This window comes from Streptomyces sp. NPDC006487 (assembly GCF_042870555.1).
Taxonomy (GTDB): Bacteria; Actinomycetota; Actinomycetes; order Streptomycetales; family Streptomycetaceae; genus Streptomyces.
Genome location: NZ_JBIAHN010000019.1, coordinates 183,238 through 207,262, shown reverse-complemented (window position 1 = coordinate 207,262; position 24,025 = coordinate 183,238). Strand labels below are relative to the sequence as shown.

24 protein-coding genes and 1 riboswitch are annotated in these 24,025 nt (G+C 71.2%); of the genes, 13 read left to right on the top strand and 11 right to left on the bottom strand.

All coding sequences use genetic code 11. The annotated features are described in order from the left end of the window. The 4 genes from ACFYM0_RS31155 to ACFYM0_RS31140 all read left to right on the top strand — a co-directional run. A partial coding sequence (locus ACFYM0_RS31155) for a ricin-type beta-trefoil lectin domain protein (RefSeq protein ID WP_388507112.1) occupies positions 1 to 1,152 on the top strand: 1,152 nt, incomplete at its 5' end. A gap of 292 nt (positions 1,153 to 1,444) precedes the next feature. Next, the gene (locus tag ACFYM0_RS31150) at positions 1,445 to 1,759 is read left to right on the top strand and encodes a hypothetical protein (RefSeq protein WP_388507110.1); all 315 of its coding nucleotides are present in this window, start codon (positions 1,445 to 1,447) and stop codon (positions 1,757 to 1,759) included. Between the two features lie 215 nt (positions 1,760 to 1,974). Next, a complete protein-coding gene (locus ACFYM0_RS31145) occupies positions 1,975 to 2,382 on the top strand; it encodes an SsgA family sporulation/cell division regulator (RefSeq protein WP_388507109.1) in 408 nt (135 codons plus the stop codon). Positions 2,383 to 2,506: 124 nt separating this feature from the next. Further along, positions 2,507 to 3,031, top strand: coding sequence for a hypothetical protein (locus tag ACFYM0_RS31140; protein ID WP_388507107.1), 525 nt, complete (start codon positions 2,507 to 2,509; stop codon positions 3,029 to 3,031). A 45-nt stretch (positions 3,032 to 3,076) separates the two neighbouring features. On the opposite strand, the gene ACFYM0_RS31135 is transcribed toward ACFYM0_RS31140, so the two are convergent. After that, positions 3,077 to 3,802 carry a flavodoxin family protein gene (locus ACFYM0_RS31135; RefSeq protein WP_388507105.1) on the bottom strand — a complete coding sequence of 242 codons (726 nt, stop codon included), beginning with the start codon at positions 3,800 to 3,802 and terminating at the stop codon, positions 3,077 to 3,079. Positions 3,803 to 4,056: 254 nt separating this feature from the next. Next, positions 4,057 to 4,251: riboswitch (cobalamin riboswitch) on the top strand. A gap of 28 nt (positions 4,252 to 4,279) precedes the next feature. Between ACFYM0_RS31135 and ACFYM0_RS31130 the strand changes: the two genes are divergently transcribed. Genes ACFYM0_RS31130 through ACFYM0_RS31110 form a run of 5 tightly spaced genes read left to right on the top strand, consistent with a single transcriptional unit; the run spans position 4,280 to position 7,478 of the window. Next, a complete protein-coding gene (locus tag ACFYM0_RS31130; RefSeq protein ID WP_388507102.1) occupies positions 4,280 to 4,975 on the top strand; it encodes an energy-coupling factor ABC transporter permease in 696 nt (231 codons plus the stop codon). After that, positions 4,975 to 5,313 carry an energy-coupling factor ABC transporter substrate-binding protein gene (locus ACFYM0_RS31125; RefSeq protein WP_388507100.1) on the top strand — a complete coding sequence of 113 codons (339 nt, stop codon included), beginning with the start codon at positions 4,975 to 4,977 and terminating at the stop codon, positions 5,311 to 5,313. The genes ACFYM0_RS31130 and ACFYM0_RS31125 overlap by 1 nt, the downstream gene beginning before the upstream one ends. A 3-nt stretch (positions 5,314 to 5,316) precedes the next feature. After that, positions 5,317 to 6,066 carry a cobalt ECF transporter T component CbiQ gene (cbiQ, locus tag ACFYM0_RS31120; RefSeq protein ID WP_388507098.1) on the top strand — a complete coding sequence of 250 codons (750 nt, stop codon included), beginning with the start codon at positions 5,317 to 5,319 and terminating at the stop codon, positions 6,064 to 6,066. Next, positions 6,063 to 6,914 (top strand): energy-coupling factor ABC transporter ATP-binding protein, encoded by an 852-nt coding sequence (locus ACFYM0_RS31115; protein WP_388507096.1) that lies wholly within the window; start codon positions 6,063 to 6,065, stop codon positions 6,912 to 6,914. The genes cbiQ and ACFYM0_RS31115 overlap by 4 nt, the downstream gene beginning before the upstream one ends. A 9-nt stretch (positions 6,915 to 6,923) precedes the next feature. Continuing rightward, positions 6,924 to 7,478, top strand: coding sequence for a PadR family transcriptional regulator (locus ACFYM0_RS31110; RefSeq protein ID WP_388507094.1), 555 nt, complete (start codon positions 6,924 to 6,926; stop codon positions 7,476 to 7,478). Positions 7,479 to 7,520: 42 nt separating this feature from the next. On the opposite strand, the gene ACFYM0_RS31105 is transcribed toward ACFYM0_RS31110, so the two are convergent. Then, the gene (locus ACFYM0_RS31105) at positions 7,521 to 7,733 is read right to left on the bottom strand and encodes an EF-hand domain-containing protein (protein WP_243336380.1); all 213 of its coding nucleotides are present in this window, start codon (positions 7,731 to 7,733) and stop codon (positions 7,521 to 7,523) included. Positions 7,734 to 7,987: 254 nt separating this feature from the next. Here ACFYM0_RS31105 and ACFYM0_RS31100 point away from each other — a divergent pair, with 254 nt between their 5' ends. Continuing rightward, positions 7,988 to 8,785 carry a tRNA-dependent cyclodipeptide synthase gene (locus ACFYM0_RS31100; protein ID WP_388507092.1) on the top strand — a complete coding sequence of 266 codons (798 nt, stop codon included), beginning with the start codon at positions 7,988 to 7,990 and terminating at the stop codon, positions 8,783 to 8,785. Continuing rightward, positions 8,766 to 10,004 carry a cytochrome P450 gene (locus tag ACFYM0_RS31095; protein ID WP_388507090.1) on the top strand — a complete coding sequence of 413 codons (1,239 nt, stop codon included), beginning with the start codon at positions 8,766 to 8,768 and terminating at the stop codon, positions 10,002 to 10,004. Before ACFYM0_RS31100 ends, ACFYM0_RS31095 begins: the two co-directional genes overlap by 20 nt. A gap of 81 nt (positions 10,005 to 10,085) precedes the next feature. Here the strand turns inward: ACFYM0_RS31095 and ACFYM0_RS31090 are convergent, their stop codons facing one another. The 8 genes from ACFYM0_RS31090 to ACFYM0_RS31055 form a co-directional block, all read right to left on the bottom strand. Next, positions 10,086 to 11,273, bottom strand: coding sequence for a YncE family protein (locus tag ACFYM0_RS31090; protein WP_388507088.1), 1,188 nt, complete (start codon positions 11,271 to 11,273; stop codon positions 10,086 to 10,088). Continuing rightward, the gene (locus ACFYM0_RS31085; protein WP_388507086.1) at positions 11,270 to 12,088 is read right to left on the bottom strand and encodes a polysaccharide deacetylase family protein; all 819 of its coding nucleotides are present in this window, start codon (positions 12,086 to 12,088) and stop codon (positions 11,270 to 11,272) included. The genes ACFYM0_RS31090 and ACFYM0_RS31085 overlap by 4 nt, the downstream gene beginning before the upstream one ends. A gap of 437 nt (positions 12,089 to 12,525) precedes the next feature. Beyond that, positions 12,526 to 13,029: an ATP-binding protein gene (locus ACFYM0_RS31080; RefSeq protein ID WP_388507084.1), complete on the bottom strand. Its 504-nt coding sequence runs from the start codon at positions 13,027 to 13,029 to the stop codon at positions 12,526 to 12,528. Positions 13,030 to 13,297: 268 nt separating this feature from the next. After that, on the bottom strand, positions 13,298 to 14,065 hold the full coding sequence (locus ACFYM0_RS31075; RefSeq protein ID WP_254384317.1) for an enoyl-CoA hydratase/isomerase family protein: 768 nt from the start codon (positions 14,063 to 14,065) through the stop codon (positions 13,298 to 13,300). Positions 14,066 to 14,150: 85 nt separating this feature from the next. Continuing rightward, the gene (locus tag ACFYM0_RS31070) at positions 14,151 to 15,392 is read right to left on the bottom strand and encodes an Ig-like domain-containing protein (protein WP_388507082.1); all 1,242 of its coding nucleotides are present in this window, start codon (positions 15,390 to 15,392) and stop codon (positions 14,151 to 14,153) included. A gap of 132 nt (positions 15,393 to 15,524) precedes the next feature. Continuing rightward, the gene (locus ACFYM0_RS31065) at positions 15,525 to 16,289 is read right to left on the bottom strand and encodes a L,D-transpeptidase family protein (RefSeq protein ID WP_388507080.1); all 765 of its coding nucleotides are present in this window, start codon (positions 16,287 to 16,289) and stop codon (positions 15,525 to 15,527) included. 113 nt (positions 16,290 to 16,402) lie between these two features. Further along, positions 16,403 to 18,631, bottom strand: a complete 2,229-nt coding sequence (locus ACFYM0_RS31060; protein WP_388507078.1) for a choice-of-anchor A family protein — start codon at positions 18,629 to 18,631, stop codon at positions 16,403 to 16,405. A 166-nt stretch (positions 18,632 to 18,797) separates the two neighbouring features. Then, positions 18,798 to 19,994 carry an Ig-like domain-containing protein gene (locus ACFYM0_RS31055; RefSeq protein ID WP_388507076.1) on the bottom strand — a complete coding sequence of 399 codons (1,197 nt, stop codon included), beginning with the start codon at positions 19,992 to 19,994 and terminating at the stop codon, positions 18,798 to 18,800. Positions 19,995 to 20,417: 423 nt separating this feature from the next. Here ACFYM0_RS31055 and glgX point away from each other — a divergent pair, with 423 nt between their 5' ends. Next, positions 20,418 to 22,631, top strand: a complete 2,214-nt coding sequence (glgX, locus tag ACFYM0_RS31050; protein WP_388507074.1) for a glycogen debranching protein GlgX — start codon at positions 20,418 to 20,420, stop codon at positions 22,629 to 22,631. A 128-nt stretch (positions 22,632 to 22,759) separates the two neighbouring features. Then, on the top strand, positions 22,760 to 23,503 hold the full coding sequence (locus ACFYM0_RS31045; protein WP_388507072.1) for a CDP-alcohol phosphatidyltransferase family protein: 744 nt from the start codon (positions 22,760 to 22,762) through the stop codon (positions 23,501 to 23,503). A gap of 28 nt (positions 23,504 to 23,531) precedes the next feature. On the opposite strand, the gene ACFYM0_RS31040 is transcribed toward ACFYM0_RS31045, so the two are convergent. Next, positions 23,532 to 24,005, bottom strand: coding sequence for an adenylyltransferase/cytidyltransferase family protein (locus ACFYM0_RS31040; RefSeq protein WP_388507070.1), 474 nt, complete (start codon positions 24,003 to 24,005; stop codon positions 23,532 to 23,534). Positions 24,006 to 24,025: the final 20 nt, after the last annotated feature.

Below are 24,025 nucleotides of genomic sequence, written 5' to 3'. Positions count from 1 at the left end.
ATCGGCAACACCACCAGCGGCCACCCCGCCGTCACCGGAGTCACCACCACCTTCACCCTCCAGGGCAACCTCAACACCCCCACCCACCAGTGGAAGCTAACGAGCGCGACCGCGGGCAAGACCCCCAGCGCCGGCGGCAACAAGACCCCCGGCACCATCGCCGGCGCCGTCACCTTCCCCACCGCCGAGACCATCGATGGCCGTAGCACCTCCTACGCGGCGTTCAACGGTGCCCAGGCGGCGATCACCGCCACCGGTGCCTCCATCGACACCCGCAAGAGCTTCACCCTCAGCACCTGGGCCAAGGCCGGCCCGAACGGCGGCCTGATCGCGAGCCAGGACAACACCCGTAACAGTGCCTTCACCCTCTACGCCGACGCGGCCACCTCCTCCTGGAGGTTCGCCATGGCCAAGGGCGACGTGGACGGCTGGGCGTACGACTGGTCCGACAAGGTCAACGACGCGGCTCGGTTCCAGGCGAACACCTGGACCCGGCTGACCGCCGTCTACAACGCCGAGACCGGCCTGATGAGCCTGTACGTCAACGGCGTCCTCGCCGCGAGCGGCAACCACGCGGCAGCCGCCAGCCCGGCGCCGACCGGACCGCTGGTCCTGGGCCGGTACAAGGTCAACGGGCAGCCGGACTACTTCGGCACCTTCGTCGGCGGCATCAGCAACTTCGCCGCCTACCCCTACGCGGCCGCCCCCACCGCCACCGGCGCGACCACCAAGATCTCGATGACCGCGCGGGGCGCCAAGTGCGCGGACCTGGCGTCCGACGGCACCACGGTGCAGATCTGGGACTGCAACGAGATCAGCGGGGGCCTCGCCCAGCAGTTCGAGGTCCGGGCCGACGGCACCGTGCGCATCCAGGGCAAGTGCATGGACGCCAAGGACGCCGGTACCGGCAACGGCACGCCGATCCAGGCCGTCGACTGCCACAACCACCCGGCGCAGCAGTTCCTGCCCCGCGCCGACGGCAGCCTCTACAACACGGTCTCCGGTCGCTGTCTCGACCTGAACGGCGGTGACACGACCAACGGGATCCAGCTCCAGCTCTGGGACTGCAACCAGACGGATCCGCAGCGCTGGTCCGTCACCGCCCTGGCCACCGCGCCGCTGCCCGTGCCGAGTTACGACGCGGCAGCCTGACCCGGCAGCACGACCACCCGGCACCACCGGCACGACGGCGGCCGCCCCTCCCATCCGGGAGGGGCGGCCGCCTCCGTATGAGCGGGTTACGCCAGTAACTTCGTTCGAGATTGGGTGGGATGTGAGGTTTGGCGGTGAGTTGATCACGCTTGAGGGGGAACAAGGCGGTCTGGACTGGTTTCTTGATGATCATCTGCGCCAAGGTGGGCACACGACGTCGCGTCCACACCCCCGGCGGTTCGGCCAACCGTCTTGGACCACAGCCGTTTTGCTTATCTGGAGGACTTGAATCATGGCAAGCACCCGCAGCATCCGCGTGATGGCGGCCGCCGCATCGCTCCCCCTCGCCTTCGCGCTCCTCTCGGGCGTCGCCCAGGCCGACAACGGGGCCGGTGCGGCAGGGACCGCGTCGAACGCGGCCCTCGCCGGCGTCCTCGGGAGCGGGGTCGGCGGCAGCAACCTCGGGAACTCCTCCACCGCCCAGCAGGTCGCCTCGGGCTTCGGCGCCTCCAACCAGAACAACGGCGCCCAGGCCAACGGTTCCGGTTTCACCGCGATCGGCCAGTCCAACTCGCACGAGTCCTTCATCTACAACCCGCTTCCGTAGTGCCGGCCGGGGCCCCCGCCCCGGTCACACACGTCCGCCGAGCCCCGCCCTCCCCCCGGAGGGCGGGGCTCGGCGCATCGGGCGAAGTCGGGTCGAGCGACCCTGCCGTACGGGACCTTCGGCAGCGGAAAACCGGTCCGGGGGTGGGCTAGCTTGCCCGAGTGGGCATGTCGCGCGTGCGTCGGCGAGACCCCACCCGAGAGAGAGGCGCCCGCATGACCGGCACCGAACACCGCGTCCTGCCGCTCCGGCTCGAGGCCGCGCCCGCGCCCGTCCCGGTGCGGGGCGTCTTCGCGTACCGCACCGAACGGCCGTACGAGATCTCCCTCGACTTCGAGGGTGCCGGGATGCACCTCGCGCGCTGGGTCTTCTCCCGGGAACTGCTGCTCGACGGCCAGGTCTGCGCCACCGGCGAGGGCGACATACAGGTGTGGCCGCGCTGGAAGGGCACCGAGCCGCGGGTCTTCCTCGCCTTCAGCAACGGCGAGCAGTCGTGCGTGGTGTCCGCGCGGGCCAAGGACGTACGGGAGCTGTGCCGCCGGATGACCGAGCTGGTGCCGCGCGGCCAGGAGCACCGGTACTACGACCTCGACGCCGAGCTGAACGCCCTCCTGCCCAGCTGAACCGGGTGAACGCGATCAACCGGGTGAGTCCGGCGAACGCGCCGAACCCGGTGCAACCACGACCGCAGCGGGCGCGTCTTCACGGGTGACACCGTTCCCCGTCTCTCGGAATCGAGGGGACGCAATGAACCGTCCACGCCGCCGGCAGGCCACCGCACTGGGGTTGGGCGCACTGCTCTGCGCCATGCTCGCCTTCGCCGCACCGGCCTCCGCCGCAGCCACGACCGCCGCCACCACTACCGCCACCACGATCACTCCGCTCGTCGTCAATGCCCGCTGGGGCGGGCACTGCACGTACGACCGCGTGGTCATCGACCTGCAGGGATACGTACCCGAGGTCACCGTCACCCGCGTCCCGTCGCTGATCTACGACGGATCCGGCAAGCCCGTCCCGCTGGCCGGGCGGTACTTCCTGGAGATCCGCCTGCACCCCGCCGCCGGACACGACGACGCGGGCCGCAACGTCTACCGCGGGCCCAAGCTCCTCAAGATCTACCTGCCCAAGCTGAAGGGCATCGCCCTGACCGGCGACTACGAGGGGTACGTCACCTTCGGCGCCGCCTTCGACACCAAGCCCGCCTACACCACGTCCAAGCTGCACGCCCCGGAGCGCTTCGTCCTGGACGTCGCGCACCCGAACGTCTGCTGAGCACGCCGGCGCGAGGCGGGAGGCGGGGGCCGGGGGGGCGGGGACCTACCGGTGCTCGGGGTTCGGGAAGTCGAAGCGGCAGCCCGCGTCCCACAGGGAGCGCTGGTTGCCGTGCGCCGGCATCCCGCCGGACCGCTTGAGCAGAGCGGCCAGGTGCATGAGGTTCCAGCTCATGAAGGCCGTGTTCCGGTTGGTGAAGTCGTTCTCGGGCCCGCCGGATCCGGGGTCCAGGTACGAGGGCCCGGGTCCGGCTTCGCCGATCCATCCGGCGTCGGCCTGCGGGGGGATCGCGTAGCCGAGGTGCTGGAGGCTGTAGAGGATGTTCATGGCGCAGTGCTTGACGCCGTCCTCGTTCCCGGTGATCAGCGCGCCGCCCACGCGCCCGTAATAGGCGTACTGGCCCTGCTCGTTCAGGATCGAGGAGCAGGCGTAGAGCCGCTCGATGACCTGCTTCATCACCGAGCTGTTGTCGCCGAGCCAGATCGGGCCGCACAGCACGAGGATGTCGGCGTCCATGATCTGGCTGTAGAGCACCGGCCACTGATCGCTCTCCCAGCCGTGGTCGGTCATATCGGGCCAGACACCGGTGGCGATGTCGTGGTCGACGGCCCGGATGAGCGAGGTCCGGACCCCGGCCGCCTCCATCACCGCGCGGCTCTTGCCGATCAGGCCCTCGGTGTTGCTGGGCTCGGGCGATCGCTTGAGCGTGCAGTTGACGTAGACGGCGGTGAGGTCGGAGTAGTCGAAGGGGTGCGCGGTGTCGGTAGCCACCCGTCCAGCCTCTCCGGAGCCCGGCGCGGCCGCCACCGGGCCGCGCCCGTCCGGGCGACCGGCGCAGGCGATGAGGAGCTCGCGGCCGGGGCGCCCCTTCCCGGCTCCGGCGGCCGCGGATCCATGGAACTCCGTTTCCACGTGGGGCCATTGAGGCAAACGCCGGCGCGGCGGACACGCGGCGTGACGCACAAGCGGAATCCGGCCACCGCCCGGCGCGATTGGGGCGGGTTGTTACCGGTCCGTGCGGCCGACTAGGGTCAGCGGGCCTTGGTGTTCGGGAAACCGGTGGGAAACCGGTGCGGCCCTCGCCACTGTGATCGGGAAGTCCGGCTCCACTCCTGCGGGAAAGCCACTGGGCTGCGCGGGAGGTTCCGCGCTGCCCGGGAAGGCGGAGCATGGACGTCAACCCGTGAGCCAGGAGACCGGCCGGGGCGCGTTGTCCATCCACGAGGTGCTGGAGAGGTCTCCCCACTCATGCATATAGCCGAGGGGTTCCTGCCCCCTTTGCACGCGGTCGCCTGGGGCGCCGCGTCCGCCCCCTTCGTCGTCCACGGCGTCCGCTCGCTCACCCGCGAGGTGAAGGCCAACCCGGAGAGCACGCTGCTGCTCGGCGCTTCCGGAGCGTTCACTTTCGTCCTTTCCGCCCTGAAGATCCCTTCGGTGACGGGCAGTTGCTCGCACCCCACGGGCACCGGGCTCGGGGCGATCCTGTTCCGGCCGCCGATCATGGCGGTGCTCGGCACGATCACCCTGCTGTTCCAGGCCCTGCTGCTGGCGCACGGCGGGCTCACGACCCTCGGCGCCAACGTCTTCTCGATGGCCATCGCCGGCCCGTGGGCGGGCTACGCCGTCTACCGGCTGATGCGGAGGTCGGGCCTCCCGCTGATGGTCACCGTGTTCTTCGGCGCCTTCTTCGCCGACCTGGTCACCTACTGCGTCACCAGCGTGCAGCTCGCCATGGCCTTCCCGGACCCGGCCTCCGGTTTCCCGGGCTCGCTAGCGAAGTTCGGGGGGATCTTCGCGGTCACCCAGATACCGCTGGCCGTGAGCGAGGGCCTGCTGACCGTCCTGGTGATGCGGCTGCTGATGGCGTCGAGCAAGTCGGACCTGGTCCGGCTGGGCGTCGCGAAGCTGACCTCCGCCCGTACCGAAGAGAAGGCGGCGGCCTGATGAGCGGGATGTCCAAGAACGCGAAGATCAACACCCTGCTGCTGCTCCTGGTGGCGGCGCTGGCCGTCCTGCCGCTCGCCCTGGGGCTGGGCGAGGGCAAGGAGGAGCCCTTCACCGGCGCCGACGCGCAGGCCGAGGTGGCGATCACCGAGCTGAAGCCGGATTACGAGCCCTGGTTCTCCCCTCTGTACGAACCCCCCTCGGGCGAGATCGAGTCCGCGCTGTTCGCCTTGCAGGCGGCGCTGGGCGCGGGCGTGCTCGCCTACTACTTCGGTGTCCGCAAGGGCCGCCGCCAGGGAGCGGCCGCCGCCGCTGCCGCCACCGCCCCGGAGGCGTAGGCGGTGCTGCCGATCGACGTGGCCGCGCACGGCAGTCGCTGGCGCGGCCGGCACCCGCTGGAGAAGGCCCTGCTCGGGATCGGGCTGACGGTCACCGCCGTGTGCCTGCCGCCCTGGCCGGGCGGGCCGCTGGTGGCCGCCGCCACCCTCGCCGTGCTGCTCGGCCCGGCCGGAGTGGCCGGCCGGCAGCTCTGGCGGGCCTTCCGGCTCCCGCTCGGCTTCTGCTTCACCGGGGCGCTGCCGCTGCTGTTCGCCGTCGGCGGCCCGGCGGGGCCGGTCTCCCTGGCCCCCGACGGTCCCCGGCTCGCCGCCGAACTGCTGCTGCGCACCTCGGCGGCCTCGCTCGGACTGCTGCTGTTCGCCTTCACCACCCCGGTCTCCGACGTACTGCCCCGGCTGGTCCGGGCCGGTGTGCCGGCCCCGGTGGTGGACGTGGCCCTGGTCATGTACCGGATCGGCTTCCTGCTGCTGGATTCCATGACCCAGGTCCGCCGGGCCCAGGCGGCCCGACTCGGGCACACCGGCCGGGCGGCGGTGTGGCGCTCCCTGGCCGGGCTCGCCGCCACCTCCTTCGTACGGGCCTTCGACCGCGCGGCCAAGCTCCAGGCGGGGCTGGCCGGACGCGGCTACGACGGGGCGCTGCGGGTCCTCGTACCGGAGGCGGCCCTGTCGTGGCGCTTCCTGACGGCCACCGCCGGCCTGCTGGCGGCCCTGATCACCCTGACCCTCACCCTGAAGGGGCTCCGCCCGTGAACCCGTCGCTGCCCCCCTCCCCCCGCCCGGTGGTGGAACTGTCCGGCGCCGGCTACGCCTACGAGGACGGCCCGGCGGTCCTGACCGGCGTCGACTTCGTCATCGCGCCGGGCCGGGCGCTGGCCCTGCTGGGCCGCAACGGCAGCGGCAAGACCACGCTGATGCGGCTGCTGAGCGGCGGCCTGCGGCCCGGCGCGGGATCGCTGCGGCTGGACGGCACGGAGGTCTCGTACGACCGGGCGGGCCTGACCCGGCTGCGCACGTCCGTCCAGCTGGTGGTGCAGGACCCCGACGACCAGCTGTTCGCGGCTTCGGTGGAACAGGACGTGTCCTTCGGCCCCATGAACCAGGGGCTCCCCGCTCCGGAGGTCCGCGCCCGCGTGGACTCGGCCCTCGCCGCGCTGGACATCACGCACCTCCGGGACCGCCCCACCCACCTGCTCTCCTACGGGCAGCGCAAGCGCGCGGCGATCGCGGGGGCGGTGGCGATGGCTCCGCGGGTGCTGATCCTCGACGAGCCGACGGCCGGCCTGGACCCGGACGGCCAGGAGCGGCTCCTCGACGTCCTCGCGGGACTGCGGGCCTCCGGTACGACGGTGGTCATGGCCACCCACGACGTGGACCTGGCGGTGCGCTGGGCCGACGACGCGGCGGTCCTGACCCCGGCGGGCATCCGCTTCGGCCCCGCCGAGCCCCTGCTCTCGGACCCGCCCCTCCTCACCTCGGCGGGCCTGCGCCCGGCCTGGTCCCCGGCGGTGACGGCCTTCCTGCGCACCCACGGCCACCTGGCGGCGGGCGCCCCCGGCCCGCGCGATCCGCAGGCACTGGCCGCCTGGGGGCAAATCTAGGATGGCCGCATGTCGCTCCCGCACGCCATCCTCACCGCCCTGCTCGAGAAGCCCTCGTCGGGGCTGGAGCTGACCCGGCGGTTCGACAAGTCGATCGGGTACTTCTGGTCCGCGACGCACCAGCAGATCTACCGCGAGCTCGGCCGGCTGGAGGAGGCCGGGCTGATCCGGGCGCTGCCCAGCGAGGGGCCCGTGCGGGGGCAGAAGAAGGAGTACGAGGTGCTGCCCGCCGGGAGCGGGGAGCTGGCGCGGTGGGTCGGGGAGCGCCAGGATCCCAAGCCGGTGCGGGATCCCCTGCTGCTGCGGATCCGGGCGGCCGCGGTGGTGGGGCCGCAGGGGCTGGCCGCGGAGCTGCGGCGGCATCTGGAGCTGCACCGTGCCCAGCTGGCCGTGTACGAGGGCATCGAGGAGAAGGATTTCCCGGCCGGCCGGGATTCCGACGAGGACCGGTTGCGGCGTGTCGTGCTGCACGCGGGAACCGGGCTGGAGACGTTCTGGCTGCGCTGGCTGGAGGAGGCCCTCGCCGAGGTGGAGGGCATGGCCGCCGAGCCGCGGCGGGCCTGACGCGCGCCCCCGGCCCGGCAGGGGCGGGGGCGGCGCGGGGGCTTACTTGTTCAGGGAGGCCCAGAACTCGTCGAAGCTCAGCAGGCCGTCGTCGTTCGAGTCCTTGGCGGCGATCACGGCCTCCGCGACCGGGCCGGTGACGAACGGGTCGCCCATCTCCGCCATCGCCGAACGGAACTCGTCGGCCGTGACGAAGCCGTCACCGTTCACGTCGAACTTGCCGAACGTCGTCCGTGCGCTCTCGATGTCCGCCACTGGGTCCACCCCTTCTTGGTGCTTGTTGACCGGCTCAGGGTAGCGGCATGCCCGGCCCCCTCACGCCCCGGGTCCCGTTCGAGCGGCAGATAGAAATTCAATTACTCTTCCGTAGTGCGGAAGCGATAATTCCAGCCAACAATTCAAGCCCCCACTTGTCACGCTCCGGGACCACCGCATAACGTAGCGACATTGCCGCCACACCGGGAGCGCAGGGCTCCCAGGGACAAGCGGCAACAAGGGCGATCACACAGGTGACGATCACAGCTGACGCATCATTCGAAGTTCTGCCCTTCACCCGCACTTGCCACCACATCTGGGAAGACGGCGACCATGTGCTCATCGGAGTGAGTCCTGGGAACAGCTACTTCAGCTCCGAGCGCATATCCAGCCTCACCCGATGGGCCACGACCCGCTTCGCACAGGTCGACTTCGTCTACGCAGACCTCCACGTGGACCGGATGTTCGCCGCGTTCGGCTACACCCGGGAACACGCCGAGAAGCGTGCGACGAAGGAAATCAAGGCAGTCCGGCGAAGGATTCTCAAGGGCGTCGAGGAATCAGGCCCTCTGCATGCCGAGATCCGAGTGAGGGCACTGTCGGAGTTCCAGACGAACCCCGTCTACCAACTTCTGCACAGACGCGTACTCCATTTCCTGGAGTCCGACGACGAATTCCGCAAGGGCTGCGAGGAAATGGCCCTGCACTTTGTCGGATCCAAGTTGCCGGAAGGTGAATCAATCACCGACGCACAGTTGCAGGTGTGTTTCGATTACATGGCGGCCGAGCTGCCGTTCTTCATCGACACCCCGAGCATTCTCGACGTGCCGTCCTCCGTGGCGGCGTACCACGTCAAGATGCCGATGACCGACGTCCTCTTCGCGCGCGGTGGGGGCCTGCGCGCAACGAGGAACCAGGCATACGCCGTGGTGCGGCCCGAAGCGGCCGAAAAGGCACAGAGCAACCCGGGCAACCCGAACCACCTGAACGCGAACACGCACGCGCACACCGCACCAACCGAAGGGACCGTCGATGAGCGTCGAGCAGCTTGAGGGCACCGGGCCGACCGCCGAGCCCCTCATCGACTTCCCCCTCTCCCGGCGTGGTGACGTGCTCCCCGAGGAGTGCACCTGGCTCCGCGAGAAGGCGCCGGTCGCGAAGGTCCGCACCCTCACCGGGGACCCGGCCTGGCTGGTGAGCAGCTACGCGCTGGCCAAGCAGGTGCTGGAGGACGAGCGCTTCAGCCTCAAGGACACGGCCAATGCCGGTGTCCCGCGCCAGTACGCGCTGACGATCCCGCCCGAGGTCGTCAACAACATGGGCAACATCAACAGCGCCGGACTGCGCAACGCGGTCATGAAGGCGCTCAACCCGCGCCAGAAGGGCCTGCAGGACTGGCTGCGCGCGAAGGCCGGGGAGCTCATCGACCAGCTCCTCGCCGAAGGGGGGCCCGCCGATCTGCGGGCCGCCTTCGCCGATCCCTTCTCCGCGGCCATGCACTGCCAGGTGCTGGGTGTGCCGTTCGAGGACTGGCGGCGGCTGATGTCGGGGCTGGACGTCGCGTTCATGACCGCTCGCGAGCCGTTCGCCGACTCGGCGCTCAACTGGTACAAGGACGTCGGCTACTTCGAGGACCGGCTGAAGGCGCAGCTGGCGCTGCCTGCCGAGGAGCGTACGGGGCTCCTCGGCAAGTTCGCCGAGCTGAAGGAGGCGGACCCGGAGTCGGCGCACCTGACCGACGACATGTTCGCCACCGTCGCCGTTTCGCTCTTCGGGGCCGGCGCCGTCTCCACGTCCGCGTTCCTGACCCTGGCGGTCCTGGCACTGCTGCAGAAGCCCGAGCTCATCGGCTACCTGCGCAAGCACCCGGAGCGCATGGGCAAGGCCGTGGACGAGCTGCTGCGCTGGAACCTGTCCGTGGGCGACGGCCTGCCGCGCATCGCGATGGCGGACATCCAGGTCGGGGACGTGCTGGTCAAGGAGGGCGAGCTGGTCCTCGTCCTGCTGGAGGGGGCCAACTTCGACCCGGAGGCCTTCGAGAACCCGGACGAGCTGGACCTGGAGCGCGAGAGCTCCAACGCCAACCTCGCCTTCGGCGCCGGCCGGCACTTCTGCCCGGCCTCCGCGCTGGGCCGGGCGCACGCCGAGATCGCGCTGGAGGTGCTGGTCGAGCGGCTGCCCGAGCTGCGTCTCGCGGTGCCGGCGGAGAACCTCGTGTGGCGGACCGGCTTCATCAAGCGCCTTCCCGAGCGGCTCCCCGTCGCCTGGTGAGGAGGCGGCGGTGAGCGATCAGGAGTGCCCCGGGAGCTGTGCGAGCTCCCGGGGCACGCCCGTTTCCTGCGTGCGCGCGTCCTACCGGAAGATGCCGGTGTGGCCGAGGGAGTAGCGGCCGGGCTGCGGGTAGACGGCGAGGCCGTGCGGTCCACTGCCCACGGGGATCCTGGCGAGCTGCTTGCCGGTGGTGGTGTCGATGGCGTAGACCTCGGAGTTGTAACGGCCCGAGAGCCACAGCACCTTGCCGTCGGCGGAGACCCCGCCCATGTCGGGGCTGCCGCCGTCGGGCAGTTCCCACTTCTTGGTCAGCTTGTTCTGGGTGAAGTCGAAGACGGAGACGGACCCTTCGCCCCGGTTGGAGACGTACATCTCCTTGGAGTCGCGGCCGACGTAGAGGCCGTGGCAGCCCTTTCCGGTGGGCAGCAGCTTGGGGGTCTCGAACTTGTCGCCGCCGAGCACCCACATGCCGTGCGCCATCATGTCCGCGACGTAGAAGGTCTTTCCGTCCGGCGAGACCTTGACGTCCTGCGGCATCGCGCCCTCGAAGGGCAGTTTCTGCTGGCCGACGACCTCCATCTTCTCGGTGTCGACCTTGAGCAGTTCACCGGAGAACTCGCAGCTCACGATGAAGTAGCGGCCGTCCGCGGAGAAGTCCGCGTGATTGACGCCGAAGCAGGTCACGGGGACGGTTTTCACGCGGTCCATCGTGTGCGGATCGCGGAAGACCAGCTCCTTGTCCATCGAGGCCATGACCACCGCGTACTTGCCGTTGGGCGTGAAGTACAGGTTGTACGGGTCGTGCACCTCGACGGGCTTGCCGGCCTCTCCGGTGGCCGGGTTGATCGGGGTGAGCGTGTGGCCCCGGTTGTTGTTGACCCAGAGGGTCTTCATGTCCCAGGACGGGACCACGTGCTGGGGCTGGATGCCGACGGGGATGGTGTCGATGACCTTGTACGTGACCGGGTCGATGACGGACACCGTGTTGGAGGACGTGTTCGGCACGTAGACGCGGGACGGGAAGTCCTTGACCACCGGGGAGAGTTTGTTCGGCCGGTCTGCCGCGTACACGTCGTTCGGATCGAGGAGCGGCGGCATTCCGGCCAGGCCCGGCGGCGCGGCCGGTACGGCCTTGACCGGCGCGGCGGGCCCCTTCGTGCCGAGGGCCTCGGCGGGTCCCTTGTCGGCCGCTCCGCAGCCGGTCAGGGCGGCGAGGACCAGGCCGGCCAGCAACGCGGTGGCCTTCAGGGGAAGGCGGGTGGTCGTCATGGGGTCAGCAGCTCCGTGGTGGTCACCGCGCGCAGTTTGCGGCGTGCGAGTTCTTCGAGGAGGGGTGGCATCGCGTCGACCGTGTCCGCGTAGCCGAAGTGCAGGCTCACCACCGATCCGCCTTGGATCGGGCCGATGACGGTGCGGATGACGGCCGCGGCACCGGGCGAGGTGAAGTCGAGGGAGTCCACGTCGTACGAGAGGACGTGCGGGTAGCCCGCCCGCTGGGCCAGCTTTCGCACCAGGGGGGTGGCGTACTGGGTCTGGGACGGGCGGAACCACGTGCCGATGGATCCGGTCAGCCGTTTGAGCCGGTCGGCGCAGCCGGTGATCTCGGCGTACGCCTGCTCCTCGGGCATGGTGTTGATCGCGAGGTGGCGCTGGGTGTGGTTGCCGAGCTCGTGGCCGCCGTCCAGGATCCGGCGGGCCATCTCCGGGTGGGCGTCGAGCCAGGCGCCGATGGCCAGTACGGTGACCCGCGCGCCCGCCCTTTCCGCCTCGGCGAGCACCGCCTTGGCGATGGCGGGGTCGCCGTTGCCGTGGAAGGTGAGCGCGACGCCGGGCCGGCCGCGGGGACCGTGCCCGATCTCCACGGGCTGACCGGCGAACCGGCGCGGGGCGGGGGCCGCCTTCGCCCGGGTCGCCGCTTTGTCCGGGGCGGCCTTCGCCGGGGCGGCGGGGCCTGCGGGGGCCGTCCCGGAAACGGACGGCCCCGGGGTGGTGGGGGCGTCCGTGCCACAGGCGGAGGCGAGGGCGCCGGCGGCGACCGCCGCGCCGGCACGGAGAGCGGATCGGCGGTCCGGGTAGCAGAGCACCCGCCCATTTAAGGGGTGGATGCCCGTGTAGGTATTGATTGACCCAATTCAGGACCTTCGGCCGGACCGGGATCACCCACCCCCTGTCCGCTATGTGATCAACGATTCACGCAGAGCGGCCGATCTTTACTCACTGATTACGAGGCCAGTGGCCCACCTCACCTAAGATTTAGGTAGAAAGTCTTAGGATATGCACACTTATGTCCAACTTGGGACTTTTGGCATTTGGTCCCTCTTCTGCCATAGTCGGAATCACGGCTTCCCGTTGACCCGAGCGAAGTCCCTGCCGAGGATCACACCCCCTTCGATCCTCGGCACACCCATGAAACCCCCGCAGCGCCCCACAACGGCGACAGGGGGTTTCTGGCGTTCCGGGGGGGTACTCGGCGGGGCGGCGGTGCTCAGCGGTCGGGTGGCCCTCAGCGGTCGGGTGGCCCTCAGCGGTCGGCGACCCGCATCTCGAACCAGGTGATCTTTCCGCGCGGCAGCAGGTCCGCGCCCCAGCGGTCCGAGAGCTTGTCGACGAGGAACAGCCCCCGGCCGGTGGTGTCCATCTCGTGGACCGGCATGAGGCAGGGCAGCCCGCGCGAGGGATCGCGCACCTCCACGCGGATCCAGCCGCGCCGCCTGAGCATCCGCAAACCGAAGGACCGGGCCCCCGTGTGGCGGACGGCATTGCCCACCAGCTCCGAGACGAGCAGGACCGCGTGCTCGGCGATCTGCGGCGAGAGCCCCCACAGGCGGACGACCACGCACTGCGTGAGCCGGCGGGCGGTGCTCGCCGACTCGGGCATCGACGGCAACGTCACTTCCGCCTCAGCCGGGTTCCCGTACAACTCCAGTGCTTTGAGGCCGAGTTCGTCCTCCAGGGCCGCCGTGAGCCGTACGGCGGAAGCGCTACTGCGCTGCCGCGGCTGTTCCACACCCTCCAGACCCGCCATGCACCCATCATGGAGGGCCGGTCAGGCCGTTCGGGCCGTTCCGCAGGAAAAGACCCCCCGGGATCTCCGATTCCGAGGGGTCTTCCTGGCATATGCAATCGGCAACCCGTGGGCTACCACGCCCCGTTGACCTGCGGTGACGTACCGCGAGGCGGTGATCACCCAGAGTGGATCACCGTCTCGCCTTAAGGGTGCCTTAAGGCCTGGCTAATCCACCCACAGGAATGACCCCGGCAAGGATCCGGGCGGGTTCCCGACAGGGCTCCCCCTAGAGGAACTTGGCCTTGCCGGGACCCTCCTCGACGAAGCTGCGCATCCCGCGCTCGCGGTCCTCGGTGGCGAACAGCCCCGCGAACCAGCCCCGTTCGATGGTCAGCCCGGTGTCGATGTCGGCCTCCAGGCCGGCGTCCACGCACTCCTTCGCGGCGCGCAGGGCGAGGGCCGGGCCCTGCGCCAGCTTCGCGGCCCACGCGTACGCCTGCTCGTAGACCTCGGCGGCCGGGACGACGCGGTCCACGAGGCCCAGGGTCAGCGCCTCGTCGGCCTTGACCATGCGGCCGGTGAAGATGAGGTCCTTGGCCTTGGAGGGGCCGATCAGGCGGGACAGCCGCTGGGTGCCGCCCGCGCCGGGGATCAGGCCGAGCAGGATCTCGGGCTGGCCGAGCTTCGCGTTGTCGGCGGCGATCCGGTAGTCGGCGCACAGGGCCAGCTCGCAGCCGCCGCCCAGGGCGTAACCGGTGACGGCCGCGACCACCGGCTTGGGGATCCGGGCCACCGCGGTGAAGGCGTCCTGCAGTCCGCGGGACCGGGCGACCATGGCCGCGTGGTCCATCGTCTGCATCTCCTTGATGTCCGCGCCCGCCGCGAACACCTTCTCGCCGCCGTAGATGACGACGGTGCGGACGTCCGCCCGGTCGGTCGCTTCCACCGCGAGCTCGCGCAGCCGGTCCTGGGTGGCGATGTCCAGGGCGTTCATGGGCGGCCGGTCCAGACGGATGACGCCGACGCCTTCGGAGACTTCGAGAGAGATGGTCATACGGGAAGGTTAGCGCCGGTTAACGCCGGGTGGCCCGGTGCTGTGGGTCACAGCACCGGGCCACCGGACGACGCGCGGGAGGGCGTTACTTGATCCAGTCCGCCCAGTCCATGTTCCAGCCGTTGAGGCCGTTGTCGGGGGCGACGATCTTGTCCTTGGAGTTCTTCACGATGACCACGTCGCCGATCAGCGACTCGTTGAAGAACCAGGCGGCGGGCTGACTGCCGTCGCCGGCGCCGCGGACGTCCTTCAGGCCCACGCAGCCGTGGCTGACGTTCTCGGAGCCGAACGTGCCGGACGAGGCCCAGTAGTTGCCGTGGACGAAGGTGCCGGAGGTGGTCAGCCGCATCGCGTGCGGGACGTCGGAGATGTCGTACTCCCCGCCGAAGCCGACGGTGGCGCCGTTCATCCGGGTCACCTTGTACTTCTCGCTGATGACCATCTGGCCGTTGTACGTGGTCGTCGACGGGGCGCCCGCGGTGATCGGAACGTTCTTGAGCACCTGGCCGTCCCGGACCACCTGCATCTGCTTGCTGCCTGCGTCGACCGTGGTGACCTGGGAGCGGCCGATCTTGAAGCTGACCGTACGGGTCTGCTTGCCGTAGACCCCCGGGCGGCCCTCGACCCCGTCGAGCTCGAGCTTCAGGGTGACCTTGGTGCCCGCGGCCCAGTACTTCTCGGGGCGGAAGTCCAGGCGGTCGTTGCCGAACCAGTGGCCCTCGACCGGGACGGCCGGATCGGCCGTGACCGTGATGGCCTTCTCGACGGCCTCGGGGTTGGTGATGCCCCGGGAGAAGTTGATCGAGACCGGCATGCCCACGCCGACCGTCGATCCGTCTTCGGGGGTGTACTGACCGATGAAGGTGTTGGCGGGCGTGAGGGTCGTGAAGGTGGTGTCCTTCGCGGACTCGCGGCCGGCCTCGTCCTTGGCGACCGCGTGCACCTTGTACTCGGTGGCGGAGGCGAGGTTGCGGGCGGGCTCCCAGCTCGCGCCGTCGGCGGCGAGCTTGCCCTCCACCGCGTTGCCCTTGGTGTCGGCGACCGTCACCGTGGTGAGCTTGCCGCCGGTGCTGGTTATCTTCAGGATGCCGCTGGTCGCGACCTCCTTGGCCCCGTCGTCCGGCTTGACGCTGACGACGGCCTTCGACGCCTCGGTACCGGTCGTGGCGGTACCCCCGTCGCCGCCACCGCTCCCGCCGGCGCCGCCACCACTTCCGCCACCGCTGCACGCGCTGGTGAACAGCAAGGCCGCGCCCAACAGGAGGGCCGGCAGGCCGGTGCGGGCGCGCCCGCGTATCGGCTGCAGGTTCACGATCGTTCTCCCCATGTCCCCCGCGCACGGACAGTCGCGCGCTTATCGCCAGGAAATCACATGGGGGATCACGAGACAGTACGGTCATGTCACCGTTCCGTCCCAAGAGTGGTCGCCGCTCCGGGAGTCGGCCCTGCGTGCCGGGAGTCAGCCCTCCGTGCCGGGCTTGGTGCCCCAGACGTAGACGGCGTCGCCCTCGGTCAGCAGGTCCCACAGCCGCCGCGCGTCGGGGACGGAGAGGTTGACGCAGCCGGCCGAGCCGCCGTGGGCGTACAGGTCGCCCGGGCGGCCGTGCAGGGCCTGGCCCTCGTCGAAGAACTGGGCGTAGGGCATCGGGGCGTCGTCGTAGAGCGTGGACCGGTGGTCCTCGCTGCGCCAGTAGACCTCGTGCCAGCCGGGTCGGGTCTCCTCGTCGTCGCGACCGGTACGGACGGGCACCGGCGGGAAGACCACCGTGCGGTCGCGCTGCACCCACACGAGCTGGCGCTCCATGTCCACGCAGGTCACCCGGTGCGGGCGGACCGGGCAGTCGCCGGCGGCGTTGGGGTTCGCCCGGGCGGTGACCGCGACCATGGTGCGGAAGGTGACCAGCCCGGCGTAGCCGTCGGCCGGCCGGATCCCGTTGCCCCGCTGGAAGGCGCGGATCGCCTCGCAGTCCCCGGTGTCCTGTGTCCCGTCGGCCCTCCGCCGCAAGTGGCCTTCCAGCTCGCGCTGGTAGGGCCCGGTGCCGGCGGTGCACGCCTCCACGGCCGGGGACGGCGACGCGGCCGGGGAAGACAGGGCCGGAGCCGGGGACGGGGCCGCCCCGGCTGCCGGCAGCGGCGGGGCGAGGGCCGCCGCCGCGAGGACCGCGGCCGTGACGGCCGCCCTGCCTATCGTGCCCGTCGTGTCCCCGGGGGTCGTACGGCTCATGCGGGCCTCCTCGCGCCCGCCGGCCGGGCCACCGGATCCGAGCCAACCGGATCCGCCCGGCCCCGGCGCGCCGGGTGGGCCGGCAGGGTCACCGGCCCACCCGGGCGGCCTACCTACTCACCCGGCCGCGGCTTCGGGCCCTTGCCCTTGCCGCCCTTGCCCTTCCCCTTGTCCTTGCCGTCCTTGCCGCCCTTGCCGCCCTTGCCGTGGTCGTCCCGCTTGTTCTCCAGGATGACCACCAGGCGCTGGTCCGGGGTCCTCTCGTCCAGGTGGAGCGGACCGGTGACCGGGTTGCGCGGAAGGACGTAGCCCTCCGGGACGGCCGTTTCGACCACGTAGTACCAGCCCTCTTCCAGGCCCGGGAACGAGCACGCCCCGGCCCGGTCGGTGGCGCAGCCCGCCGCCACCTTGCGGTCGGGGTTGATGCCGCGCGTCTGGAGGCCGGTGGTGCTGTTGGTCTCCTTCCACACCTCGAAGACCGCCCCGCGCAGCGGGTGCTTCGTCTTCGCGTCCTTCTTCAGCACGTTGATCGAGCCCTCGTATCCGGGCTGCTCGGTCCGCTCGTCGGTGACGCCGACGACGAGGCCCGCCGTCACGTGGCTCTCGTCGAGGTCGAACGGGGTGACCGGGTCCGCCGGCAGGTCGTAGCCGGCCGGTGCCTGCGTCTCCCGCCAGTAGTACCGCTCGCCGACCGGGAGCTGGACCGTGCAGGTTCCCTGCGCGTCGGTGGTGCAGGACCCGGCCAGCTGCTCGTCGGGTTCCGTGCCGTCGGTCTGCAGGCCCGTACGGTCGTTGGCCTCGCGCCAGAGCTCGAAGCGGGCGCCGGGCAGCAGGGCCCCGCCGTCCGCGTCGGACTTGCGCAGCACCACCTGGGCGCTGCCCGGCACCTTCGCGTTGCTCATGCTGCCGCTGACGCCCCCCGCGGCGCTCTGCGCGGTCAGCGTCAGCTCGACGACGGGGTTCTCCGCGAGCTCGTAGCCGTCCGGTGCCTGGGTCTCGCGCCAGTAGTACGTGCCGAGCGGGACGGTGCTGGAGCAGATGCCGCTCGCCGGGGTCACGCAGTCGGTGACCTTGGTGTCGCCGCCGGGGCTCGTGAACTGGGCTCCGGGGGTGCCGTTGGTCTCCCGCCACAGCTCGTACGTGGCTCCGGCCAGCGGGTTGTCCGCGGTGTCCTGCTTGGTGACGGAGACGGTGCCCGTGACCGGGGCGGTGTTCCCGCAGTCGGGCAGGTCACCGTTGAACGGGTACGCGTGGAACTCCTGGCCGCCGCCCCCGGTGCTGGTGTGGACGAGCTCGCCGGTGGTGAAGAAGCGGCCGTTGGTCCCGGGCAGGGTCACGGTGGTGCGCGAGGCCTGCTCGCCGACGAGCACGCTGCCCTGGAACTGTCCGGTGCCGACCAGCTGGACGGTGGTGGCGTCGGGGAAGTTCCACAGGAGCCGGGTGCGGTAGCCGTTCCAGGGGTCCGCGCCCGGCCCGGTGTCGTTGATGGTGCCGGCGTAGGTGTTGACCGTACGGCTGGCGCCCAGGACGTTGACCAGGACGGTGGCGTCGGCCGGGATCCGGTCGAAGCGGATGCCGACGGCGCCGTCGCGCGTGCTGACCAAGTCGAAGTCCACGTTGAAGACCTGGAGCTTGGAGGTGTTGTCCCCGGTGAAGACGGTGGTGCCGTCCTGGTTGACGGCGGTGCCCGTCGCCGGGCGCGGGCTGCCGTCGACCCGGGCGTAGCAGCGGCTGGCCGCGGTGAGCTGGTCGCGCAGGCCGGCGTAGGGGGTGATCGCGGCCGGGTCGGCCATCAGCGGGCCGGTGACGGTGCCGGGTCCGGGGGCGGTGCCCGCGTGCCGGACGACGCCGCCGTCCGAGATCAGCTGCTGCTGGGCGGCGATGGTGACGTTGCGGCCGGTGGTGAGGAAGTCCGAACCCGCCGGGGGCCGTACGAGGGAGCCCGCGCCGACGATTCCGATGTTGTACCCGCCGCCGGTCGACGCCAGGTTCTTGTTCTGGTCGAAGCTGCCGAGGACGACGACCTTGCCCTCGGCCTCGGCGGCGCGCTCGCGGACGAGGAAGTCGGCGCCGACGAAGATGTTGATGCCCTCGTCGTAGCCGTTGGGGTCGTTGCCGACCTCGATCGGCGGGAACACGGGCGGGCACCCGGCCCCGAGGCAGGGACCCAGTCCGCCCGGAAGCGGGGCCCGCAGGGCCGCGGCGGTCTGCCGGGCCGGCGCCGGCTGCTGTCCGCCGGGGCCCGGCGCGGCCGGCGCCGCCAGGGCCGCCGGGGCGCCGGCGGCCAGTACGGCCCCGAGGGCGAGCCCCAGGGGGCCGAGGGTCCACTTCCTTGCTGACATGACGCTCCGTCCGTTGCCCGCCGCCGCGTGCGTGCCGGGCCCCGTACAGGCTGGCGTCGGGCTCCGGCGAGCCGGGCGGACCGACACTCCCCCGCTACGGCATTCCGGTACGACAATCACTCGACTGGCGTGGCGGGGCGCGGGGAACCGCAGGTGGCGGGCCGGGTCAGCCGATCGCGGAGCCCGCCACCCAGGCGGGCCAGGACATGTTCCAGCCGCCCAGCCCGTTGTCCGGGGCGACCGTCTTGTCCTGCGAGTTCACGACCTCCACCACGTCGCCGACCAGGGTCCGGTCGAAGAACCAGCCGGCCGGGGTGTCCGAGCCGCCGCCCTTGTCGTCGCGCAGGCCGATGCAGCCGTGGCTGACGTTGGTGGAGCCGAAGGTGTCGGGGCTGGCCCAGTAGTTGCCGTGCAGGAAGGTCCCGGAGCGGGTGAGGCGCATGGCGTGCGGGACGTCGGGGATGTCGTACTCGCCGCCGAAGCCGACGGTCTGCCCGTTCATCCGGGTGACGTCGAAGAGCTCCATCACCACCATCTTGCCGTTGTAGGTCATGTTCTTCGGCGCCCCGGCGGTGATCGGCACGGTGGACACCAGCTCGCCGTCGCGCCGGACCTCCATGGTGTGCGCGGCGGCGTCGACGGTGGAGACCTGGGAGCGGCCGACGGTGAAGCGCAGGGTCTTGTCCTGGATGCCGTAGGAGCCGGCGGCGCCCTCGACGTCCCGCAGGTTCAGTTTGACCGTGACCTCGGTGCCGGGCTTCCAGTACGTCTTGGGCCGGAAGTCGAGGCGCTCGTCGCCGAACCAGTGGCCCACCACTTCCACGGCCGGGTCGGAGGTGATCGTGATGGCCCGCTCCACGTCGGCGCGGCGTTCGATGGACCGGCTGAACCCGAAGGAGATGATCATGCCGGTGCCGACGGTCGAGCGGTTCTCGGGCTTGAAGTAGCCGATGAACCGCTCCTCGGGAACGTAGGTGGTGAAGGTGGTGTGCCGGGCCTGGCGGCGGTTGTGCCCGTCGAGCGCGACCGCGTCCACGGTGTACTTGGCCGCGAGCGCGAGCCGGCCCGACGCCGGGTCGGGGCTCCAGCTGAGCCCGTCCACGGCGATGGAGCCGGCCACCTGCTCCTGCTGGGCGTCCTCCACCTTGGTGACCACGACCCGCTCCAGTCGGCCCTCGGGCACGCTGACCCTGAGCGGACCCTCGGCCGGCACCCCCTTCGCGTTGTCGTCGGGGGTGATCCTGATCGCCTCGTCCGGTGACCGGGGTTTGCCGGGCAGCTGGATCTCGATCGGGGAGCCGCCGTTCTCGGTGCATCCGGCCAGGCCTCCAAGGAGGCCCGCCCATACCGCCACGGCGGCCAAGCCCGCCCCTGCCCGCCTCGTCAGAAGAGTCACGTTCCTCCAACGACCGGGCCCCTCCGGGGGAAACGTGGGCGCGGCCCACGTTCCAGGCAGGACAGTCCGGGCAGAACAGTGGGAAGGACCAGACGGGGGCGGGCCGCGGCAGGGACGCCGGGGCCGCAGTTCCCCCACCCCCGCAGGTACCGAGAGCCGTGGAGGCGGGCAGTGTCGAGCGCAGCCGAGCAAGAGGCGGAGCCCCTGGCCGGGGTTGAGACCGGATCCGGGGCCGGGGCCGAGCCCGGGGCCGAAACCGGACCCGGGACCCGGGTCGGTCTTCAGGGCGGGACCGGGGCCGTGGCCGACCACGGGACGGGGAACGGGAACGGAAGCGGGCCGGGAGCCGGCAACGGGAGCGGGCACCCGGCCGGCCAGTCCCTGGGGCTGATGGAACCGCAGGTCAGGGGCCACGCCGCAGTGAGCCGGGGGGTGCCCGGACCGCCCGTGTGGCCGGGCTCCTCGCACCCGCTGGGGGCCCGGTTCCACCAGGGACCGGACGGGACGGCCGGGACCAACTTCGCGCTGTGGGCCCAGGGCGCGGAGGCGGTGGAGGTCTGCCTCTTCGCGGAGGACGGGTCCGAGAGCCGGTGCGTGCTGACGGAGCTGACCCACGAGATCTGGCACGGCTTCCTGCCGGGCGTGCGCCCCGGGCAGCGGTACGGATTCCGGGTGCACGGGCGCTGGGACCCGTGGACCGGGGCCCGCCACAATCCGGCGAAGCTGCTCCTGGACCCGTACGCCCGGGCCGTGGACGGGGACTTCCTGCTGCCGCCGGAGGTGTACGGGCACGTCCGCGACTGGCCGCAGCAGTACATCGCGGACACCGTGCGCGACGACCGCGACTCGGCCCCGCACGTCCCGAAGGGGGTCGTGGTCCACGATGACGACGACTGGGCGGACGACGTCCGGCCCAAGACCCCGTGGGCCGATTCGGTCATCTACGAACTGCACGTGCGCGGCTTCACGATGCGCCATCCGGGCATCCCCGAGCACCTGCGGGGCACGTACGCGGGGCTGGCGCACCCGGCGGCGATCGAGCACCTGACCGGGCTCGGGGTGACGGCGGTGGAGCTGCTGCCGGTCCATCAGTTCGCGCACGAGGACCACCTGCTGCGGCGGGGCCTGCGCAACTACTGGGGCTACAACTCCGTCGGCTACTTCGCCCCGCACGCCGCGTACTCCTCGAGCGGTACGGCCGGCCAGCAGGTCGGCGAGTTCAAGCGGATGGTCAAGGCGCTGCACGCCGCCGGGATCGAGGTCATCCTCGACGTGGTCTACAACCACACGGCGGAGGCCGGCGAGCTGGGGCCGACGCTGTCGCTGCGCGGGATCGACAACCGGGCGTACTACCGGCTCCAGTCGGACCAGCGCCGGTACGCGGACTACACCGGCTGCGGGAACACCCTGCACGCCGGGCGGCCGCACGTGCTGCGCCTGATCACCGACTCGCTGCGGTACTGGGTGACGGAGATGGGGGTGGACGGCTTCCGCTTCGATCTGGCGGCGGCGCTGGCCCGCTCGATGCACGACGTGGACATGCTCTCGCCGTTCCTCGCGGTGATCGCCCAGGACCCGGTGCTGCGGCGGGTCAAGCTGATCGCCGAGCCGTGGGACGTGGGCTCGGGCGGGTACCAGGTGGGCGCGTTCCCGCCGTTGTGGACGGAGTGGAACGACCGCTACCGGGACGCCGTACGGGACTTCTGGCGCGGCGCGCTGCCCGACGTACGGGACCTCGGGTACCGGCTGTCGGGGTCGAGCGACCTGTACGCGTGGGGCGGGCGGCGGCCGTACGCCTCGGTCAACTTCATCACCGCGCACGACGGTTTCACCCTGCGCGACCTGGTGTCGTACGAGTCCAAGCACAACGAGGAGAACGGCGAGGCGGGCCGGGACGGCACCAACGACAACCGGTCCTGGAACTGCGGGGTGGAGGGCGAGCCGGAGGAGGGCACGGAGCCGCGGATCGCGGCCCTGCGCCGGCGGCAGCTGCGCAACCTGCTGACCACGCTGCTGCTGTCGACCGGGGTGCCGATGCTGGTGGCGGGCGACGAGTTCGGCCGGACGCAGGGCGGCAACAACAACGCGTACTGCCAGGACAACGAGACGAGCTGGGTGGACTGGTCGCTGCTGGAGGACCCGTCCTGGCAGGCGCTGCTGGCGCTGACCCGGCGGCTGCTGGCGCTGCGCCGGGCCCATCCGGTGCTGCGGCGCCGCGCGTTCTTCTCCGGGCGCTCGCAGGGGGCGGACGGGCTGCGGGACCTGGCCTGGTTCACCCCGGCGGGGGTGGAGATGACCGAGCGGGACTGGTACGCCCCGGCCGGGTCGGTGGGCCTTTACCTGTCGGGGCAGGACATCCCGGGCCGCGACGAGCGCGGGCGGCAGGTCACGGACGACAGCTTCCTGGCGCTGCTGCACGCCGGGGACCGGCCGGTGGCGTGGGTGCTGCCGGGGGCGCCGTGGGGCCGGGCGTACGAACTGGTCCTGGACACCTCCCGCGAGGACCAGGCGGCGGCGCCCGCCACCGTGCACCGCGGGGGCGCGAGCGTGACCGTTCCGGCGCGGGCGGTGCTGCTGCTGAAGGTGGTGGGCGGGCAGGGCTAGCCGGTCCGCAAGCCGGTGCTTCGCGTCCGCGCATCCGGCGGACCCGGAGCGGGAGCCCCCGGACACCCTGCGATGATGTGCCCTTCGTACGCACGCACGCATATATGGATGTTCGAGGGGTTGTGTCGATGGCGAGTGTCGGGACCGCGCTGCGGGAGCTGCGCGGGGCGCAGAAGTCGGCGAAGGGGGTCTCGCTCTACTCCCGGTTCGTCAACCGGCCCGTCGGGCGGTACCTGGCCGCCGGGTCGTACGCGCTGGGGCTCACCCCGAACCAGGTGACGCTGATCAGCGCCGCCCTGAGTTTCGCGGGCGCGGCCGTCATCACCCTGACCTCGCCCTCCTGGGGGCTGGGCATCGCGGTGTGGGCCCTGCTCGCGGTCGGCTTCGCCTTCGATTCCGCCGACGGGCAGCTCGCCCGGCTGCGCGGGGGCGGCAGCGCGGCCGGCGAGTGGCTGGACCACGTCGTGGACTGCGCGAAGCTCACCGCACTGCACACCTGCGTGCTGATCGCCTTCTACCGCTTCCCCGAGGCCTACGGGGTCGGCGGCGGCGCGGACGGCGGCGCGGCGGCCGGCTGGCTGCTGGTGCCCCTGGGCTTCCAGCTCGCCGCGGTCGTGACCTTCTTCGGGGGGCTGCTGACGGAGAAGCTCAAGCCGAAGCCGGCACCGGGAAGTGCGGCCGCCGCGCCCTCGACCCTGCGTGCGGTGGCGCTGCTGCCCGTGGACTACGGGGTGTTCTGCCTGGTGTTCCTGTTCCTCGGCGGCAGCGGGCTGTTCCGCTGGGTGTACGCCGGGGCGGGCGTGATGGCCGCGCTGTTCCTGGTGGCGTTCCTCGCGAAGTGGTTCCGGGAGCTCAGCGCCGTACCCCGGTGACCGGGGCCGGCGCCCGCCGACAGGCCGCTCAGCCCCGCTGTTCCGTGGCGAGCGGTTGCGACAGCACGTCCAGGGCCCGGCGCAGCTGGGTGCTGGAGGTGTGGACCGTGTACGGGAAGTAGACGACCTCGACCCCGTGCACGGCGAAGTCCCTTTCCAGCTGGTCGCCCTTGGGGGTTCCGCGCCAGTCGTCGCCCTTGAATATGACATCGAAACGGACTTGCTTCCACGTTTCGACCTTGTCCGGGACGGTCTCGACAAAAGCGGCATCCACGTACTGGACGCTGCGGACGATCTCCAGCCGCTCGACGAGCGGTATCACCGGACGGCGCCCCTTGGCGAGTTCCGCCATCTCGTCGGATACGACCCCGGCCACCAGGTAGTCGCACTGACTCCGGGCGTGCCTAAGGATGTTGAGATGTCCGATGTGGAAGAGGTCGTAGGCACCCGGCGCGTAGCCGACCCGGTGAGGTCTACGCCCAGGCGCGGCAAATTCCGACATGTCCTGCTCCGTCACGTGTT